Origin of the sequence: Streptomyces sp. NPDC050145 (assembly GCF_044460245.1) — a bacterium.
In the GTDB taxonomy this organism is placed as follows: Bacteria; Actinomycetota; Actinomycetes; order Streptomycetales; family Streptomycetaceae; genus Streptomyces.
Genome location: NZ_JBITJS010000009.1, coordinates 1 through 16,686, shown reverse-complemented (window position 1 = coordinate 16,686; position 16,686 = coordinate 1). Strand labels below are relative to the sequence as shown.

The following is a 16,686-nucleotide window of genomic DNA, read 5'->3' as shown; positions in this document are numbered from 1 at the left end:
TTGGGGGGCGCCCCCCCGCGCCCCCCCCCCCCCCCCCGCGGGGGGCGGGGGCCCCCCCCCCCCCCGCCCCCCGGGGGGGGGGGGCCCGGGGGGGGGGCCCCCCCCCCGGGGCCCCCCCGGACCGGGTGTCAGGAGGCGCCCTCCCCGTACGCCGCCGCGATCTCCTGCGAACTCGCCCAGCGGCTGTACGTCGGCTGCTGCGGCCAGCCCTCGGGGGAGTCCTGCCAGACCTCCTGGCGCCCGTAGGGGAGCACGTCGGCGAGGGCGAAGAGATGGCTGAGCTGCTCGACGCCGCGGCCGCCCGTGTGCCACGTGCGGTAGACCTTGTCGCCGTCGCGCAGGAAGACGTTGACGGCGAAGCCCCCGTCCGGCGGCGCGCCCACATCGCTGCCGAACGGGCTGTTCGCGGTCGAGTACCAGGTCATCCTGTTGCCCACCTTGCGCCGGTAGGCGAGGGCCTCGTCGATCGGGCCCTGGGTGACGACGACGAACCGCGCGTCGAACTTCTCCAGGCCGAGCTGCCGCGTGAACTGGGACGTGAAGCCGGTGCAACCGCTGCACTGCCACTCCGCGCCCTCGTGCCACATGTGGGAGTACACGATCAGCTGGGAGTGGTCGCCGAAGATCTCGGCGAGCCGCACCGGACCGCCCTCGCCCTCCAGGACGTAGTCCGGCATCTCGACCATCGGCAGCCGGCGGCGCTGCGCCGCGATGGCGTCGAGTTCGCGCGTCGCGGCCTTCTCCCGCACGCGCAGCGCCGCCAACTCCTTCTCCCAGGTGGCTGCGTCGACTACGGGCGGCAGGGCGTTCGAGCTGGTGGACATGGTGCCTCCGTACGAGGTCGTGAGACCGAAGGTGTGGGCCTGTCTGGGAGTACGGACCGTCCGGCCGCCCGGAACTCATCGGTCCGCGACCCACCGGAACCGCGCGGGCGCGCCGCGTGTCAGGCTGTGCGGTCGACGACCCGTCCCGTCCGGCACCTCGCCGCGCACCGCAGGAGAGACCCCGATGCCCACGCCCCATCCGCTCCTCGCCCACTTCACCGACGCCGCCGACGGACGCTTCCCGCCCTGCGACGGCTCCGTGACGGTGCTGCCCCCGCTGGCCGGCGGCCTGGAGTGCTCCGTGGCGTTCACCGGGCACGCGGTCGTCGCGACGGCGCTGCCGGCGGCCGAGGTACACGCCCAGGGCCCCGACGCCTTCGGCGGATCCATGGCGGCCCACTTCCTGCACCGGCTCGCCGGACCCGGCGGCTGGACCGGTTGCGTGGACGCCGTGCTCGTGGCCCGGGGCACGGGCGGCCCGCCGCGTCTGCCCGAGGTCACCTCGCAGGAGGCGGCGGACCATCCCCGCGTCCGGTACGCGCGTGAGATCCGCTCCGGCGTCACCGTGCACGGCGACGAGCGCGGCCTGATCATCATGGCCGACGGGCTCGCCGGACGCCGCGAGCTGAGCATCGAACTGCACACGCCGGAGCAGACCGGCAAGGGCGTCGGACGCGGGCTCATCGAGGACGCGCTGAGCCTCGTCGAGGCCGGCGACCCCCTGTTCGTCGCCGTGTCCCCGGGCAACGCCCGCTCCCTGCGCGCCTTCCTGTCCTGCGGGTTCGTCCCCATCGGCAGCGAGGTGATCATCCGACCGAACCGGGGGTGACCGGCGCGGGGCGCGTCGAGCCGGACGAGGGGCCACGAGTCCGGCTGCCGGGGCAGCCCGCTTCGGAGGAGGTCAATCCGGGGCCGGCTGCTCCTGCCCGAACCGTAGTTCGGCCGTGGTGGTGGCCGCCGTCGGGTGGCCGGCGCCCGGCCCACCGCCGGGACGCGTCGAGCCGGACCAGGGTCCGCAAACTCCGGCCGCCCGGTCGGCTGCCCGCCGCGGCCGAGGTCGCTCCGGGGCCGCCTGTTCCTGTCCGAACGGGCGGGCGCCGCCCCGTAGTTCGGTCGCCGGTGACCCGCACCGCCGGGTGACCGGCGCCCCGGCCCACCGCCGGGGTGCGTCGAGCCGGACAAGGGTCCACGACTCCGGTCGCCGGGACGGCCCGCTTCTGCGGAGGTCACTTCGGGGTCGGCTGCTCCGGTCCGAACAGGCGGGCGCTGCCCCGTAGTTCGGTTCGCAGATGGCGGCCGCCGTCGGGTGGCGGGCGGCCGGACCAGCGCCGGGGTGCGTCGGAGCCGGACGGGCGTCCGCGAACTCCGGCCGCCCGCTCGGCTGCCCGTCACGGCGGAGGTCACTCGGGTCCGGCTGCTCCTGCCTGAACAGGCAGGATCCGCGCCGCAGTTCGGTTCGCTGGTGGCGTCCGCTGCCGGGTGGCCGCCGCCCGGACCAGTGCCGGGGCGCGTCGAGCCGGACGAGGGTCCGCAAACTGCGGACGCCCGCCCGACTGCCCGCCGCGGCCGAGGTCACTCCGGGGTCGGCTGCTCACGACCGAACAGGCGGGCGCCGCCCCGTAGTTCGGTCGCGGTGGCGGCCACTGCCGCGACCGCGCCCACGCAGAGGAGGCCGCCGCTGACCAGTGCCGCCGAGCCCGAGAACGCGTGGGCGACCAGGCCGCCGCGCAGATTGCCGAGGTCCGGTCCGGCCTGGCCGACGATCTGCTCGGCGGCCCCGACCCGGCCGAGGAGCTCGCGCGGGGTGTGTGTCTGCAGGACGGTGCCGCGCGAGACGACGGTCAAGGTGTCGGCGGCCCCCGCGACGGCCAGGCACGCGAGGCCCGCCCACGGCTCGGACACGAGGCCGAACACGGTCAAGGACGCGCCCCAGGCCGCGGATCCGGCCAGCATCACCAGACCGGGGCGCGGCAGCCGCGTGAACGTCCCCGAGAAGACGGACGCGGTGACACCGCCGACGGCGATCGCCGTCAGGAAGAGGCCGAGGGTGCCCGGATCGCCCCCGAAACGCTCGGAGTTGACCAGCGGGAAGAGGCTGACCGGCATCGAGAGGACCGTCGTCGCGAGATCGGTGAGCAGCGCACCGCGCACGGCGGGTGTCCGCGCCATGAACGCGAGCCCGTCCGCCACGCCCCGCAGCCCCGGACGCGCGACCAGGTCCCCCGGGCTCATGCGCGGCAGCCCGCGCGCGCCGAGCCACGCCGCGACGAACGTGACGGCGTCGATCGCGTAACACGCCCCGACACCCCACGCGCCGACGATCAGCCCGCCGAGCGCGGGGCCGAGCAGCATCGCGGCCTGGAACGAGATCCGGCGCAGGGCCAGACCCGCGGCCACCTGGTGCGCGGGCAGCAGTTGCGGCACGAAGGCGCGCGAGGCCGGGCCGCCGCCCGCCGCGCAGCAGGACTGCAGCGCGACGAGGACCAGCACCCCGGCGACGGGCGCCGGTCCGAGGAACCCCTGCACGGCGAGCAGGACGGCGAACACGGTCTGCCCCGCCGTCGTCACCAGATAGACGAGCCGCCGGTCCACCCGGTCGACCAGCGATCCGGCGAACAGGCCGAGCGCCATGAGCGGGACCGCCTGGGCGAGCCCCACCGCACCCGTCCACACCGTGCTCCCGGTCGAGCTCCACACCTGGAACATGACCGCGACCAGTGTCATCTGGCCGCCGAGCCCCGACAGGCTCTGACCGATCCACAGGCGCCGGAACGGGGCCGAGGTGCGCAGCGGCGACACGTCGATCAACGAGCGGCCCAGTCCGCGGCGGCTCCGTCCCCCGCCGGTCACCGCCATGCGGGGTGCTCGGCGAGGCGCGCGGCGATCCGGTCGTGGAAGCTCCTGCGGTCGAGCGCCGCCTCGATGTCCCTGACGACCTGGGACAGCGGGTAGGGCAGCTCGGCCTCGAGCTCCGCGAGCGCGGCCTCCGTCGCCCGCCACTCCGCGTCGAGCCGCGCCACGACCTCTTGTGCCTGCTCGGTGAGCGTCACCTTCCGGGTGCGGGCGTCGTCGCCGACCACGGTGCGCACCCATCCCGCCTTGCGCATCGCCGCGACCTTCTGGCTCAGCGCCGAATGGGTGCGCTCCACCGAGTCGGCCAGCTCCGCGATGGTCATGGGGCCGCGGGCGTGCAGGCGCAGCAGCTCCATGACCCAGGTCGGCTTGAGCCCCTCGATCCGCCGATCGGCGTAGACGCGGGCGATGTCGGCGTCCATCGAGGCCTGCAGCTGCCACAGAGGCCGCCACAGGCTCTCCTCGGTCGGGTCGTCGGGGAGGTCCGGTCGGGGTGTGGGTACGTCGGAGTCCGCCATGCCCAGCATCGTAACAGCACTTATATAAGTGCTGTCATATATTGCTCGGGCTCAGCCCATGAGCTTGAGCAGCTCGATGGCGACCGGCTCGGCGGAGGCCGGGTTCTGGCCGGTGACGAGCCGGCCGTCGACGACCACCTTCGCCGCCCAGGGCTCGCCCTCCTGCACGTTCAGGCCGGCCTCGGTCAGCCGGTCCTGGAGCAGCCACCTGGCCTGGGCCGCGAGCCCGCCCTGCTCCTCCTCCGCGTTCGTGAACGCGGTGACCAGATGCCCCGCGAAGGCGTTCGTGCCGTCCTCCCGGGTCGCCGCGAGCAGTGCCGCCGGCCCGTGGCAGACAACGCCGAGCGGCTTGCCGGAGTCCAGGGCCCGGGTGAGCAGCCGCCCGGAGTCCGCGTCGACCGCCAGATCCTCCATCGGCCCGTGGCCGCCGGGGTAGAACACGGCGGCGTAGTCGGCGAGGTCCACGTCCGTCAGGGCGATCGGGTGCCGGAGCTCGGTCATCGAGTCGAGGGTGGCGGCCACGCGGTCGGCGTTCTCCTGCCCGTCGTTGAACTCCGGCGCCAGGCTGCCCCGGTCGACCGGCGGCACGACCCCGCCCGGCGTGGCGACGACGATCTCGTGCCCGGCCGCCCTGAACGCCTCGTACGGCGCGACGGCCTCCTCCGCCCAGAACCCCGTGGGGTGCTTCGTGCCGTCGGCCAGGGTCCAGTGGTCGGCGCCGGTCATCACGAAAAGGATCTTCGACATGAGTGCTCTTCTCCGAGAAGGCGATGTGCCTTCGACGGTAGGCCCGGCGGCCGTCGCCCACCAATGGCGGCGCGGGCGGTCGGGGCCGGCGCGGCCGGACAAGGGGGCAATAGGGGACTAGAGGAGTAATCAATTAGTTGAGTATGATGCGGGTCATGACCACGTACCTGCGCTACGTCGCGATCGGCGACTCCCAGACGGAAGGGCTCGGGGACGGTGACGAGACCTCCGGGTACCGGGGCTGGGCCGACCGGCTCGCCGAGCAACTGGCGCACGCCGAGCCGGAGTTCACCTATGCCAACCTCGCCGTGCGCGGCCGGCAGGCGGCGCAGATCCGGGCCGGACAGCTCGCCCCGGCCCTCGCGCTGCGGCCCGATCTCGTGTCGGTGATGGCCGGCATGAACGACGTGGTCCGGCCGGGTTTCCGGCCCGAGCCGGTCGCGGCGGAGGTGGAGGCCATGTTCGCGGAGCTGACCGGCGCGGGTGCGCACGTCCTCACGTTCACGTTCCCGGACCTCACCCGCCTGACGCCGGCGCTCGCGGCGCTGCGTCCGCGCCTGACCGACTTCAACGGGCGCCTTCTCGACGCGGCCGCGCGGCACGGCGTCACCGTCGTCGACGCGTCCGGGTCCGCCGTGACCGTCGACCCGCGGATGTGGAGCAGCGACCGGCTGCACGCCTCCCCGGCCGGTCACGCGCGGATCGCCCGGGCGGCGGCCGAGGCACTCGCGCTGCCGGGGAGCGACGCGTCCTGGCGGGACCCGCTGCCGCCGCTGCCCCCGTTGCCGGCCTGGCGCCGCACCGCCCTGGATCTCGCCTGGGCGGGCTCCTTCCTCGGCCCCTGGGCCTGGCGCCGCCTCACCGGCCGCTCCTCCGGCGACGGCCGCCACGCCAAGCGCCCCGAGCCCACACCGGTCCACGCGGTGTCCGCGCGGGGGTGACGGGCCCGGGGCGCGGTCAGTTCGAGCGCTCCGCCCTCAGGGGACCAGGACGAGACGGCCCGGCAGGCCGCCCTGCGCCAGACGCGTGTGCGCCTCGGCGACCTCGTCGAGCGCGTACGTCCGGGCGACACGCGGCAGCAGCACGCCCTCGTCGGTGAGCCGGGCCAGCTCGGCCAGGAGCGGGCCGTCGGCCTCGACGCTGAGCGCCTGTACGGTCACGCCCCGCTCGGACGCGGGCTCCTGCCCGGGCCACAGCCCCATGTACGCCCCGCCGTCACGGACCGCCTTCAGCGCGTCGGCGCCGAGTCCGGCCGCGTCGAGGACGCCGTCGAAGCCGCCGGCGGCCGGCTGCGCGCCACGAGGCAGGAAGTGCGCGGCGCCGCGTGAGCGCAGGAAGTCCTCCGCGTGGTCCGGGCCGAGCGCCGTGACCTCAAGGCCGCGGTGCGCGGCCAGTTCCACCGCGTGCGCGCCGACGCCGCCGCCCGCGCCCGTGATCAGCAGCCGCTGCCCCGGCCGCAGGCCGAGCCGGTCCAGCGACTGGGCCGCCGTGAGGGCGTTGAGCGGCAGGGTCGCCGCGTGCGTGGCGTCCACGCTCGCGGGCGCCGTCGCGACGGCCCCGGCGTCCAGCACCACGTGGTCCGCGTGCGTGCCCAGCGTCTTGTGGTGGCCCGTGAACAGGGCGAACACCGGGTCGCCGACCGCGAAGGGCGCGCCCTCGCCGACGGCGCCGACCGTCCCCGCCACGTCCCAGCCCAGGCCCGTCAGGTCGCCCAGGGCGCCGAAGACGCCGGCGCGGGTGGCGGCGTCCACCGGGTTCAGCGCGGCGGCGGCCACCTCGATCCGTACCTGGCCGGGGCCCGGCGCGGGCACGGCGGTCTCGACGATCTCGATGGCTTCCGGTCCGCCGAAACGGGACACGACTGCGGCACGCATGGTCACGGGGGTCTCCTCCTGTGGCTGTGGGGATCGCTCAGCGGAGTGCGCGCAGGTCCGGATCCGTCCGGTGAAGCGCCTCTGACCTGGCCTCATACCGCTGGTGCGTAACCCCATGGTGCGTCAGTATGGAAGGACGTACAAAAGGCACACGCGTGTGCGGAACGGCGACCAGGGAGAACGGCGACCAGGAAGAACGTCGACCAGGAAGGACGGGCACCTCATGGAGGACGGGCACCTCATGGAGGACCGGCAGCCCGCGCGGCCCGCCGCGCCCACGGGACCGTGCGCCGCGTGGCCCGCCGAGAAGGGCGAGACGATCCGGCAGATCGTCGAGCGCGCCGGCGACAAGTGGACCGTACTCGTGGTGAGCGCGCTGCACGCGGGCCCGCTGCGCTACACGGACCTGCAGCGCTCCGTCCCGGGCATCTCCCAGCGCATGCTGACCCACACCCTGCGCCAGCTCCGCCGCGACGGCCTGGTCACCAGGACCGCCTACGCGGAGGTGCCGCCCCGCGTCGAGTACGAGCTGACCCCGCTCGGCGCCTCCCTCATCGCCGCCGTCACCGCGCTCATCGACTGGGCGGGCACCCACCACGACGAGATCCACACGCACCGAGCCCGCTTCGACGAGGCCGAGCCCGCATCCTGACGTGCCGTCAAGAAGCGGGGGGAGAGGGGCGCCGTCGAGCGGCCTTGACCTGCTGCGATAACGTCCACCCTCCCGTGAGTTCCCCCCCACGAGCTGTCCCGCGGGCCCCCACGATCGAGAGGCAGGACATGAAGGATCAGGCGCGCACGCGCGGCGCCGGATGGTGGATCACCTTCGGGGCGATCGCGTTCGGAGCGCTCTTCCTGGTCATCGGGCTGATCATGGGCGGTGTCTCGCTCTCGTACGTGACGTCGGCCGAGCAGGCCCGGGGCACGGTGGTCTCCCTGGAGTGGAGCGGTGGCGGCAGCAGCGGCTACTCCGGCAAGAGCCGCTCCAGCAGCGGTCCCACGGCGCACCCGGTCGTCGAGTTCACCACGCGTGAGGGCTGGGCGACCACGTTCCGCAGCTCGATGGGCTCGAACCCGCCCGCCTACGACCTGGGCGAGCGGGTCGACGTGCTGTACCGCGCCGACTCGCCCGAGGACGCGAAGATCGACGGGTTCGTCTCGCTGTGGCTGCTGCCACTCATCTTCACCGGGATCGGCCTGCTCATCGGCGGGATCGCGACGACGGTGGCTGTGGTGATCCGGCGCAACCGTCGTGCCTCAGCCTGACCAAGTGTCACCAGCCTTCTGTCCAGAGCATGTTGAACTCGCTCAACTCTTCTTGAGCCGTGTGTTCAGCCGGGCGGCCTGCCGGGTCAGATAGTCGCGCTCGGCGAGGTTCGACGCGGCGTGCGCGGCCTCCGCGTACAGGCGCGCCGCCGTGCCCGGGTCGCCGTCCCGCTCGTGCAGGTACGCGGCCACGGCGGTGTACCTGGGCAGGCCGGGGTCGAGTTCGGCGAGTGCGGCCAGGCCCGCGCGCGGGCCGTCCGCCTCGCCCACCGCGACCGCGCGGTTGAGGCGGGCGACCGGGTTGTCGGTCAGCCGCACCAGCTCGTCGTACCACTCGACGATCTGCACCCAGTCCGTCTCCCCGGCCGTCTGCGCGTCCGCGTGCAGCGCCGCGACGGCCGCCTGGGCCTGGAACTCGCCGAGCCGGTCCCGGGCCAGCGCCGACTGGAGGATCGCGATGCCCTCGGCGATCGCCTTCGTGTCCCAGCGGGCGCGGTCCTGCTCGGCGAGCGGGACCAGCGCGCCGTCCGGAGCGATGCGGGCGGCGCGCCGCGCGTGATGCAGCAGCATCAGCGCCAGCAGCCCCGACACCTCCGGGTGGTCGACCACCGCCGCGAGCTGTCGGGTCAGCCGGATCGCCTCGGCGGAGAGGTCGACATCGCCCGAGTACCCCTCGTTGAAGACCAGATACAGGACGCGCAGCACGGTGCCCACGTCTCCGGGCCGGTCCAGGCGTTCCTTCGACACCGTCCGCTTGGCACGGCTGATGCGCTGGGCCATGGTCGCCTCGGGCACCAGGTACGCCTCGCCGATCTGCCGGGTCGTGAGCCCGCCGACGGCGCGCAGGGTGAGCGCCACCGCCGACGCCGGTGTCAGCGACGGGTGCGCGCACAGGAAGTACAACTGGAGCGTGTCGTCCGTGCCCGGTGCCGGGCCGGGCGGCGGCTCCTCCTCCACCCGGTCCTCACGGCGGCGCCGCGCCGCCTCGGACCGGGTCGCGTCGAGAAACTTCCGCCAGGCCGCGGTGACCAGCCAGCCCTTCGGGTCGCGCGGCGGATCCGCGGGCCACACGCGCAGCGCCTCGACCAGCGCGTCCTGCACAGCGTCCTCGGCCGCCGCGAAGTCGGCTCCGCGGCGGACGAGGACCCCGAGGACCTCGGGGGTGAGGCTGCGCAGCAGGCGCTCGTCCATCGGGGACGTCACCCGTGGCACGCGTCGCCATCGGGCGCGGAGGTCAGGAACGGACGCACCTCGAGCCACTCGTGGATCGGCTTGCCGCCGGCGCCCGGCGCGGCGGACAGCTCGCCGGCCAGCTCGACGGCACGCTCGTAGTTGTCCACGTCGATGACCATCCAGCCGGCGATGAGGTCCTTCGTCTCCGCGAAGGGACCGTCGGTGACCGGCGGCCGGCCCTCGCCGTCGTACCGGACCCAGGCGCCCTCCGGCGCGAGCGCCTGCCCGTCGACGAACTCCCCGGTCTTCTCGAGCCGGTCCGCGAAGTCCCGCATGTACTGCACGTGCGCCGAGATCTCCTCGGGCGTCCACTGGTCCATGCAGATGTCGTTGACCGGGGTCGGGGCACCGCGGTAGTGCTTCAGAAGCAGGTACTTGGCCATGGCCTTCTCCTCTGGTTCCGGTGCGGCCATTGTGGCCGCGTACACCCCTGGGACGGAGCAGCCCACGGCATCTCGACATCACCGGTGAACTTTTCTCGGATTTCTTTTTTTCGGGCTCGCCCGGTTCTACGGCTTCGGCTCGGTCGCGATCTGGACCAGGTTGCCGCAGGTGTCGTCGAGGACGGCCATGGTGATCGGCCCCATCTCCAGCGGCTCCTGCGTGAAGTGCACGCCGAGGGCCCGCAGCCGCTCGTACTCCGCGTGGACGTCGTCGACGGCGAACTGGACGAGCGGGATGCCGTCCTGCACCAGGGCGTCGCGGTAGGGCTTCACGGCCGGGTGACCGGCGGGCTCGAGCAGCAGCTCCGTGCCGCCGGGCTCCTGCGCGGACACGACGGTCAGCCACCGGTCCGTCTCGCCGACCGGCACGTCGTGCTTCTTCACGAAGCCGAGGATCTGGGTGTAGAAGTGCTCGGCCTTGGCCTGGTCGTCGACGAAGACGCTGGTCAGGTGGATCTTCATGGGGTGCTCTCCTCCGAGGTGGGCCCCGTCCGGGACGGGGTGGTCGGCAGCGGCCACCGCTCGGTGATCTGCCGCAGCGGCGCCGTGTCGAGGTCGTGGTACTTGTAGCGGCCCTCCCGTCTGGTCCCGACGAGTCCGGCCGACTCCAGCACCGCCAGGTGCTGGGAGACCGCCTGTCGCGACAGGCCGAGCCCGTGCTTCATGCTCAGCCGCGCGCATATCTCGAACAGGGTCTGTCCCGACCGCTCGGTGAGCTCGTCGAGGATCGTGCGCCGGGTGGAGTCGGCGAGGGCTTTGAACAGGTCGTCGGCCACGTGCTCCAGCATAGGCAAGTGTTCACTTGCCTATCAACCCGGGAGGCTCCGCCGCCCGGGTTAAGGTGCCGCCGGAAAGGGGAGCGGATGCTGCGGGAACTGGGTCTGAGCCGGGACGAGGAAGCGGTCTACACCGCGCTGCTGACACGGCCGGTCGCCTCGGTCGCCGACGTGGTGCGGCGGACGGTGCTGTCCGGGCCCGAGGTGGAGCGCGTCCTCGGCGATCTGGCGGTGCGCGGACTGGTGGCGGTGGAGCCGGCGGGGACGCTCCCGGCGGACGGCGCGGCAGGGGAGCGGTCCGCGGACCGGTACCGCCTGACCCCGCCCTCCGTGGCCCTCGCCCCGGTGCTCGTCGAACAGCGCAACGCGCTCCAGCGGGCCGAGACCGCCTTCTCGATGCTGACCGAGCAGTACCGCAGCGCCGCGGCGCACCCGGCCGGCGGAGTGGTCGAGGTCGTCGTCGGCGTGGAGCAGGTGGCCCACCGGTTCCACCAGTTGCAGCGGGGCGCCCAGCACGAACTGCTCACCTTCCTCGGCGGCGAGGCCACGGCGGTGCAGCGCGCGGACGCGGACGTGTCGGAGTCCTTCGCCCTGGAACGCGGTGTCGCCTTCCGGGCCGTGGCCGCGCAGGACTACCTCGACGGGGAAGGCGTCCTGCGGGACGTGCACGCCGGGATCGAGGCCGGGCTCCGCCTCCGCCTCGCCGACACGCTGCCCCTGAAGATGCTCGTGTCCGACGGCGAACGGGCCATGGTCCCCCTGGACATGACCGAAACCGGCGGCGAGCCGAGCGCCATCGTCGTCCACCGCAGCGGCCTGCTGGGCGCACTGGTCCACCTCTTCGAGCGCGAGTGGGAGAAGGCGCGCCCGCTGTACGCCGCGGCCGGCGCGGTGCGCGTGGAGGACGGGGCTCCTGACGGGCCCACGGAAGGTGAACTCGCCGTCCTGGCCCTGCTGTTGGCGGGCGTCTCCGACCGCAGGGCGGCCGCGCAGCTCGGTGTCTCGGTGCGCACCGTGGAGCGCCGCACCCGCCGCCTGATGGACCTCGCCGGAGCCGACTCCCGTCTTCAGCTCGGCTGGTACGCCGCCCGCGCCGGCTGGCTCTGACCCGCACGCGCCGGCCGGCCCCGTGTCGGGATTCCGACATGGGGCGGAACCGCCACGTCCGGCACCCCCGCATGCTCCCGGATCTCTGCCACGCTGCAGCCGCACGATGGCGTGTTCACGACTTCGAGTCGTTCGAGTAGGGAGATCCATGCGTCTCAACAGACGTGCAGTTCTGGGCGCCGCGTCCGTCGTCGCCCTGGCCCTCACCGGCATGGCGACACCCTCGGCCACCGCCGGACCGCCGGCCGGGAACTCCGACGGAACCGCGGGGACGCACCACGTCCTCGGCTCCGCCGGCGCCGCGGCCGAAGGCGGCAGACAGTCGACCGTCACCCTCGTCACCGGCGACCGGGTGGTCGTCGTCACGGACGGCGCCGGCCGCAGCAGCGCGAGCGTGCTGCCCCGGGAGGACGGCATCCGGCCCACGGTCCAGACGTACCAGCGGGGCAAGGACCTCTACGTCTACCCGGAGGACGCCTCGGCGGCACTCGCCGACGGCAGGGTCGACGAGCAGCTGTTCAACGTCACCGGACTCATACGCCAGGGCTATGACGACGCGCACAGCAAGACGCTGCCGCTCATCGCCACCTACAAGAACGGCGTGGACGTCGCGGCGCAGGCGGCCGTGCCGCGCGGCGCCGACCGGGTCCTCGAACTCCCCGCCGTGGACGGGGCCGCGCTCGCCGCCGACAAGAAGGACACGGCCGCGTTCTGGGCCGACGTCGCGAGTCCCCGATCCCGCTCCGGCGCCGGGCTGAAGAAGCTCTGGCTCGACGGCAAGGTCGAGGCCACCCTCGACCGCTCCACCGCGCAGGTCCGCGCACCGCAGGCCTGGGCCGAGGGCCTCGACGGCAAGGGCACCAAGGTCGCGGTCCTCGACACCGGCGTCGACGCCGGACACCCCGACCTGGCCGGCCGCGTCACGGCCGAGGAGAACTTCACCGACTCCGCGTCCACCGACGACAAGGTGGGCCACGGCACCCACACCGCCTCCACCGTCGGCGGCTCCGGCGCCGCGAGCGACGGACGCAAGAAGGGGGTCGCCCCGGGTGCCTCGCTGCTCGTCGGCAAGGTCCTGAACGACGGCGGCTCGGGCCGGGACTCCTGGGTCATCGCCGGCATGCAGTGGGCCGTCGACCAGAAGGCCGACGTCGTCTCCATGAGCCTCGGCAACCCCACCGCCCGCGACTGCACCGACCCCGTCGCGCAGGCCACCGCGGCACTGGCGGACAGCGACCGCACCCTCTTCGTCGTCGCCGCGGGCAACGAGGGACCCGGCGCCGGGACCGTGTCCTCTCCGGGCTGCGTCCCCGACGTCCTCACCGTCGGCGCCGTCGACCGCGACGACACCACCGCCCCGTTCTCCAGCCGGGGCCCCGCCGTCCGCACCCACGTCCTCAAGCCGGAGATCGCCGCCCCCGGCGTCGGCATCTCGGCCGCGAGCGCCGGCGGCCGCGGCGTGTACGCGTACCGCACGATGTCCGGCACCTCCATGGCCACTCCGCACGTCGCGGGCGCCGCGGCCGTCGTGCGGCAGGCCCACCCCGACTGGAGCGCGCAGCGCGTCAAGGCGGCACTGGTCGCCTCCGCGCGGACCGGCGGCGAGGTCGCCGACGCCGACGAGACCGGCGCCGGCGTGCTGGACGTCGCCGCCGCGACCCACCAGAAGATCGTCTCCGCACCGGCCGTGCAGGGCGGCACCTTCACGTGGCCGCAGAGCGCCGCGGACCGTACGACCGTGCGGGTCCCCTTCACGAACACCACGGGCAAGGACGTCACCCTCGACCTGTCGGTCGACGGCGTGCGCGGCAACGACGGCAGCGCCGTCCGTACGGGCGTCATCGAGGCCGGCCGGGGCAAGGTCACCGTCCCCGCCGGGGAGAGCGCCGAAGTGCCCGTGCGCATCGACCCCACCGCCCACCTGGCGGACCGTCAGTACGGCGCGGTCACCGGCCGGATCCTGGCCACGGGCGACGGCGTCCACGTCTCCGTCCCCGTCGCCGTGTACGTCGAGCCGAAGACCGTCACCCTGCGCGTCAAGCTCGTCGACCGCGACGGGAAGCCGGCCGGCGGCACCTCCTCCCTCGACGTCGTCAGCATCGACACCGACCGGGGCGAGCGCCGCACCAACGGCGGGGCCGCCGACCAGACGTTCCGCGTGCGCCCCGGCGACTACGCCCTCAGCACGTTCGTGAGCACCTACGGAGCCGACAACAAGGCGGCGTCCGTCAGCTACCTCGCCCGCCCCCAGACGCACATCACCGACGACACCACCGTCGTCCTCGACGCCCGCGAGGCCCACCGGCTGAGCCTGCGCACCCAGCGCCCCTCGAAGATCAGCACCACCACGCTCAGCTACGCCCGCTCGTGGGACGACATCTGGCAGGTGTCGGCCTCCCTCCTGGCCGACGGCTCTGTGCAGGACTTCTTCGCGGACATCGACGGCCGCGCCCGCACCGGCGCCTTCGAGTTCCGTCCCACCTGGCGTGCCACCGGTTCCGAGGACGGCGCCCCGTACGTCTACAACGTGTCGTTCCCGATCGAGGGTCCCCTGCGCTCCGACCGTGAACTGCGGCCGTTGGACGCCAAGCTGGCACGCGTCACGGAGAAGTGGAACGCGATGGGCAAGGAGGCCGACTATCTGGATGCGCTGTTCGTGCGGCGTCCGGACAGCGCCGGCTACATCCCGGTCAGCCCCTTCGGCCTGGTCCACGTCCCCGCCACCCGCACCGCGTACTACACGACCGGCGACGAGCTCTGGTACCACGGCGCCATGACGAGCTTCCCGTTCGCCGCGTTCCTCAACGACCAGGAGCGCACCTACAGCCCGGGGCAGCACCGCACCGAGGAGTGGTACGGGGGACCGCTGCGCCCGGCCGCACCCCGCGACATGGACGGCAAGCCGATGCTGACCGCCGAGCGCCAGGGCGAGTGGATGGGCTTCCAGACCGCACTCTGGCTGGACGGATCGGGCGACCACTGGTCCTACGGCGGCTCCTTCGGTGACCTCGGCAACCTGGAACTGAAGCGGAACGGCGAGCGGAACGCCACCAGCGCCTATCCGTACGACGCGTTCAAGGTGCCGGACGGCGACGCCGCCTACGAGCTCACGCAGCGACTGGAGAAGATCGACACCTCGGACCGGAACTGGCTGCGCTCCACCGCCGTCACCACCACCTGGGGCTTCCGCTCCCACCGTGAGGACGACGTCGCCTCCCGGGGCCTGCCGATGCTCTTCCCGTCCTACGACCTGCCGGCCGACGGCATGAACACGCTGCCCGCGCAGGGCGGCATCGAGGTCGGCCTCTCGGCGGAGGGGCACGCCGGATACACCCCGGCCGCGCTCACCCGTGCCTCCCTCGCGTACTCCTACGACGGCGGCACCACCTGGACGGACGCACCGGTCCGGCAGCACGACGGCCGGTGGACGGCCGAGCTCGACCACACCGGCGCCTCCGGCAAGCAGGTCATGCTCAAGGTGAGCCTGACCGACGCCGACGGAACCACCGTCACCCAGACCGTCACCCGCGCCTACGACGTGCGCTGACGGACTGTCGGGAGTCCGAGCGGGCCGCCCTCTACCCTGGGCCGATGCCCGGACTCCCTGACGCCTTCGCCGTCCGTACGGCCTCGGCCTCCGCCCGCGAGATCGCCGAGGCCGTACGCCGCGGCGACGTGTCGGCCCGCGCCGTGACGGAGGCGGCCCTGCAACGCGCCGCCCTGCGGGACCGGTTCCGGGCCTTCACCGCCTTGCTGCCCGCCACCGCCCGGGAGTGGGCGGCCGAGGTGGACCGGCGGATCGCGGCGGGGGAGCGGTTGCCGCTGGCCGGAGTGCCTCTCGCCGTCAAGGCCACCGAGGGCCTGGACTCGGACCAGACGCGCCTGCTCCTGGCGGCGGGTTGTGTCCCGGTCGGCACGACCTCCACCCCCGGGCCCGGCACCGAGTGGCAGACCTGGGGAGACACCCCGCGCGGCCCCACGCTCAACCCGTTCGACCCGCACCGCAGCCCGGGCGGCTCCTCGGCCGGGTCGGCGGTGGCGGTGGCGGCGGGCCTGGTGCCCATTGCCACCGGCAGCGACGGCGCCGGGTCCGTGCGGATCCCCGCCGCCTGGTGCGGAGTCGTCGGCCTCAAGCCCACCAACGGCCGGGTGCCCGCCCGGGACCGCGCCGGGCTCAACATCGCGGGCCCGCTCGCCCGCACGGCCGCCGACGCCGCCGCGTACCTCGACGCACTCGCCGGCACCGCGACCCTTCCGGGCCTCGCCCCGCCCCACCGCCCCCTGCGCACGATCTGGTCCCCGACCCTGGGCTTCGCCGCCACCGACGAGGCGATCGAGGCCACGGCCGGGTCCCTGCTGCACGCGCTGACCGGGTCCGGAGCGCTGGAAACGGTCGCCGCTTCGGTCCGGCTGACCGACCCCGCCGACTGCTGGCGCGGCCTGCGCGGCGGCGAACCGGAGCATGTCGCCCGCGCCGAGCGGGCGGCGGCCGAGCTCACGCGCCAGGTCGACGCCCTCTTCGCGGGCACCCCGGCCGACCTGATCGCCACCCCGACCACCCCGAACCCGCCGCACGGCCACGACGGCCCCGGGCCCACCCTGAGCGTGGCCCTGACCTGGACGTTCAACATCACCGGTCACCCGGCCATCAGCCTCCCGGCAGGCCGCACCCCGCAAGGCGCACCGGTCGGCCTCCAACTCGTCGCCCCGCGAGGCGGAGAGGCCGACCTCCTGGCCGTGGCCCGCGCCCGCGAACTCCTGGCAGACTCCTAGGGCGCGTGTCGAAAGTCCCGCCTGCCCCGCGGCGCCCGGCACGCACGCTCGCGGCGTTGCCGAAACGACCTAATAGCTCCGCTATGAGGACGCTCCGGCGCCTTGCGATCGCACGCACCGGACACCGCGGCGCCCGCCCTTCGGGCGGACGACGGTACTTTCGACACACGCCCTAGATGTTCTGTTCGGGCACGTTGGTGACGCTGCAAGGGGCTTGCATGGGTGAGGGCCTTCTGGGTTCGGTGGTGACTGCGACATCTACCGCCGAGTGC

Annotated in this window: 16 protein-coding genes; 7 read left to right on the top strand and 9 right to left on the bottom strand. The window is 73.9% G+C overall.

All coding sequences use genetic code 11. The annotated features are described in order from the left end of the window. Nucleotides 1-128: 128 nt before the first annotated feature. Nucleotides 129-824 carry a DUF899 family protein gene (locus tag ACIBTU_RS18960; RefSeq protein WP_399127405.1) on the bottom strand — a complete coding sequence of 232 codons (696 nt, stop codon included), beginning with the start codon at nt 822-824 and terminating at the stop codon, nt 129-131. A 184-nt stretch (nt 825-1,008) separates the two neighbouring features. On the opposite strand from ACIBTU_RS18960, the gene ACIBTU_RS18955 reads away from it, so the two are divergent. Then, nucleotides 1,009-1,653, top strand: a complete 645-nt coding sequence (locus ACIBTU_RS18955; RefSeq protein ID WP_399127404.1) for a hypothetical protein — start codon at nt 1,009-1,011, stop codon at nt 1,651-1,653. A gap of 743 nt (nt 1,654-2,396) precedes the next feature. Here ACIBTU_RS18955 and ACIBTU_RS18950 read toward each other — a convergent pair. Genes ACIBTU_RS18950 through ACIBTU_RS18940 form a run of 3 tightly spaced genes read right to left on the bottom strand, consistent with a single transcriptional unit; the run spans nt 2,397 to nt 4,942 of the window. Beyond that, nucleotides 2,397-3,680 carry an MFS transporter gene (locus tag ACIBTU_RS18950; protein WP_399127403.1) on the bottom strand — a complete coding sequence of 428 codons (1,284 nt, stop codon included), beginning with the start codon at nt 3,678-3,680 and terminating at the stop codon, nt 2,397-2,399. Then, complete coding sequence (locus ACIBTU_RS18945) at nt 3,671-4,195, bottom strand: MarR family winged helix-turn-helix transcriptional regulator (protein ID WP_399127402.1); 525 nt, start codon at nt 4,193-4,195, stop codon at nt 3,671-3,673. The genes ACIBTU_RS18950 and ACIBTU_RS18945 overlap by 10 nt, the downstream gene beginning before the upstream one ends. A gap of 51 nt (nt 4,196-4,246) precedes the next feature. Continuing rightward, nucleotides 4,247-4,942, bottom strand: coding sequence for a type 1 glutamine amidotransferase domain-containing protein (locus ACIBTU_RS18940; protein WP_399127401.1), 696 nt, complete (start codon nt 4,940-4,942; stop codon nt 4,247-4,249). A gap of 155 nt (nt 4,943-5,097) precedes the next feature. Between ACIBTU_RS18940 and ACIBTU_RS18935 the strand changes: the two genes are divergently transcribed. Next, nucleotides 5,098-5,883: an SGNH/GDSL hydrolase family protein gene (locus tag ACIBTU_RS18935; protein ID WP_399127400.1), complete on the top strand. Its 786-nt coding sequence runs from the start codon at nt 5,098-5,100 to the stop codon at nt 5,881-5,883. 36 nt (nt 5,884-5,919) lie between these two features. On the opposite strand, the gene ACIBTU_RS18930 is transcribed toward ACIBTU_RS18935, so the two are convergent. Continuing rightward, the gene (locus ACIBTU_RS18930) at nt 5,920-6,816 is read right to left on the bottom strand and encodes an NADP-dependent oxidoreductase (RefSeq protein WP_399127399.1); all 897 of its coding nucleotides are present in this window, start codon (nt 6,814-6,816) and stop codon (nt 5,920-5,922) included. 223 nt (nt 6,817-7,039) lie between these two features. Between ACIBTU_RS18930 and ACIBTU_RS18925 the strand changes: the two genes are divergently transcribed. Both ACIBTU_RS18925 and ACIBTU_RS18920 read left to right on the top strand, forming a co-directional pair. Beyond that, complete coding sequence (locus ACIBTU_RS18925) at nt 7,040-7,468, top strand: winged helix-turn-helix transcriptional regulator (protein ID WP_399127398.1); 429 nt, start codon at nt 7,040-7,042, stop codon at nt 7,466-7,468. Nucleotides 7,469-7,596: 128 nt separating this feature from the next. Beyond that, a complete protein-coding gene (locus ACIBTU_RS18920) occupies nt 7,597-8,082 on the top strand; it encodes a DUF3592 domain-containing protein (RefSeq protein ID WP_399127397.1) in 486 nt (161 codons plus the stop codon). 42 nt (nt 8,083-8,124) lie between these two features. Here ACIBTU_RS18920 and ACIBTU_RS18915 read toward each other — a convergent pair whose 3' ends face one another. From ACIBTU_RS18915 to ACIBTU_RS18900, 4 genes are all read right to left on the bottom strand, one after another. Then, nucleotides 8,125-9,273 carry an RNA polymerase sigma factor gene (locus ACIBTU_RS18915; protein WP_399127396.1) on the bottom strand — a complete coding sequence of 383 codons (1,149 nt, stop codon included), beginning with the start codon at nt 9,271-9,273 and terminating at the stop codon, nt 8,125-8,127. 8 nt (nt 9,274-9,281) lie between these two features. Continuing rightward, nucleotides 9,282-9,698 carry a YciI family protein gene (locus ACIBTU_RS18910; protein WP_399127395.1) on the bottom strand — a complete coding sequence of 139 codons (417 nt, stop codon included), beginning with the start codon at nt 9,696-9,698 and terminating at the stop codon, nt 9,282-9,284. A 126-nt stretch (nt 9,699-9,824) separates the two neighbouring features. Continuing rightward, nucleotides 9,825-10,220: a VOC family protein gene (locus ACIBTU_RS18905; protein WP_399127394.1), complete on the bottom strand. Its 396-nt coding sequence runs from the start codon at nt 10,218-10,220 to the stop codon at nt 9,825-9,827. Beyond that, complete coding sequence (locus ACIBTU_RS18900) at nt 10,217-10,534, bottom strand: ArsR/SmtB family transcription factor (RefSeq protein ID WP_399127393.1); 318 nt, start codon at nt 10,532-10,534, stop codon at nt 10,217-10,219. Before ACIBTU_RS18900 ends, ACIBTU_RS18905 begins: the two co-directional genes overlap by 4 nt. A gap of 87 nt (nt 10,535-10,621) precedes the next feature. Between ACIBTU_RS18900 and ACIBTU_RS18895 the strand changes: the two genes are divergently transcribed. From ACIBTU_RS18895 to ACIBTU_RS18885, 3 genes are all read left to right on the top strand, one after another. Beyond that, complete coding sequence (locus ACIBTU_RS18895; RefSeq protein WP_399127392.1) at nt 10,622-11,641, top strand: TrmB family transcriptional regulator; 1,020 nt, start codon at nt 10,622-10,624, stop codon at nt 11,639-11,641. Nucleotides 11,642-11,789: 148 nt separating this feature from the next. Further along, a complete protein-coding gene (locus ACIBTU_RS18890; RefSeq protein ID WP_399127391.1) occupies nt 11,790-15,188 on the top strand; it encodes a S8 family serine peptidase in 3,399 nt (1,132 codons plus the stop codon). 44 nt (nt 15,189-15,232) lie between these two features. Then, nucleotides 15,233-16,414: an amidase gene (locus ACIBTU_RS18885; protein ID WP_399127390.1), complete on the top strand. Its 1,182-nt coding sequence runs from the start codon at nt 15,233-15,235 to the stop codon at nt 16,412-16,414. Nucleotides 16,415-16,686 lie beyond the last annotated feature (272 nt).

Bases quoted from the DNA above. Each gene is read 5' to 3' on its own strand.
- ACIBTU_RS18960 (WP_399127405.1), bottom strand. From the start codon at position 824: ATGTCCACCAGCTCGAACGCCCTGCCGCCCGTAGTCGACGCAGCCACC.
- ACIBTU_RS18955 (WP_399127404.1), top strand. From the start codon at position 1,009: ATGCCCACGCCCCATCCGCTCCTCGCCCACTTCACCGACGCCGCCGAC.
- ACIBTU_RS18950 (WP_399127403.1), bottom strand. From the start codon at position 3,680: ATGGCGGTGACCGGCGGGGGACGGAGCCGCCGCGGACTGGGCCGCTCG.
- ACIBTU_RS18945 (WP_399127402.1), bottom strand. From the start codon at position 4,195: ATGGCGGACTCCGACGTACCCACACCCCGACCGGACCTCCCCGACGAC.
- ACIBTU_RS18940 (WP_399127401.1), bottom strand. From the start codon at position 4,942: ATGTCGAAGATCCTTTTCGTGATGACCGGCGCCGACCACTGGACCCTG.
- ACIBTU_RS18935 (WP_399127400.1), top strand. From the start codon at position 5,098: ATGACCACGTACCTGCGCTACGTCGCGATCGGCGACTCCCAGACGGAA.
- ACIBTU_RS18930 (WP_399127399.1), bottom strand. From the start codon at position 6,816: ATGCGTGCCGCAGTCGTGTCCCGTTTCGGCGGACCGGAAGCCATCGAG.
- ACIBTU_RS18925 (WP_399127398.1), top strand. From the start codon at position 7,040: ATGGAGGACGGGCACCTCATGGAGGACCGGCAGCCCGCGCGGCCCGCC.
- ACIBTU_RS18920 (WP_399127397.1), top strand. From the start codon at position 7,597: ATGAAGGATCAGGCGCGCACGCGCGGCGCCGGATGGTGGATCACCTTC.
- ACIBTU_RS18915 (WP_399127396.1), bottom strand. From the start codon at position 9,273: ATGGACGAGCGCCTGCTGCGCAGCCTCACCCCCGAGGTCCTCGGGGTC.
- ACIBTU_RS18910 (WP_399127395.1), bottom strand. From the start codon at position 9,698: ATGGCCAAGTACCTGCTTCTGAAGCACTACCGCGGTGCCCCGACCCCG.
- ACIBTU_RS18905 (WP_399127394.1), bottom strand. From the start codon at position 10,220: ATGAAGATCCACCTGACCAGCGTCTTCGTCGACGACCAGGCCAAGGCC.
- ACIBTU_RS18895 (WP_399127392.1), top strand. From the start codon at position 10,622: ATGCTGCGGGAACTGGGTCTGAGCCGGGACGAGGAAGCGGTCTACACC.
- ACIBTU_RS18890 (WP_399127391.1), top strand. From the start codon at position 11,790: ATGCGTCTCAACAGACGTGCAGTTCTGGGCGCCGCGTCCGTCGTCGCC.
- ACIBTU_RS18885 (WP_399127390.1), top strand. From the start codon at position 15,233: ATGCCCGGACTCCCTGACGCCTTCGCCGTCCGTACGGCCTCGGCCTCC.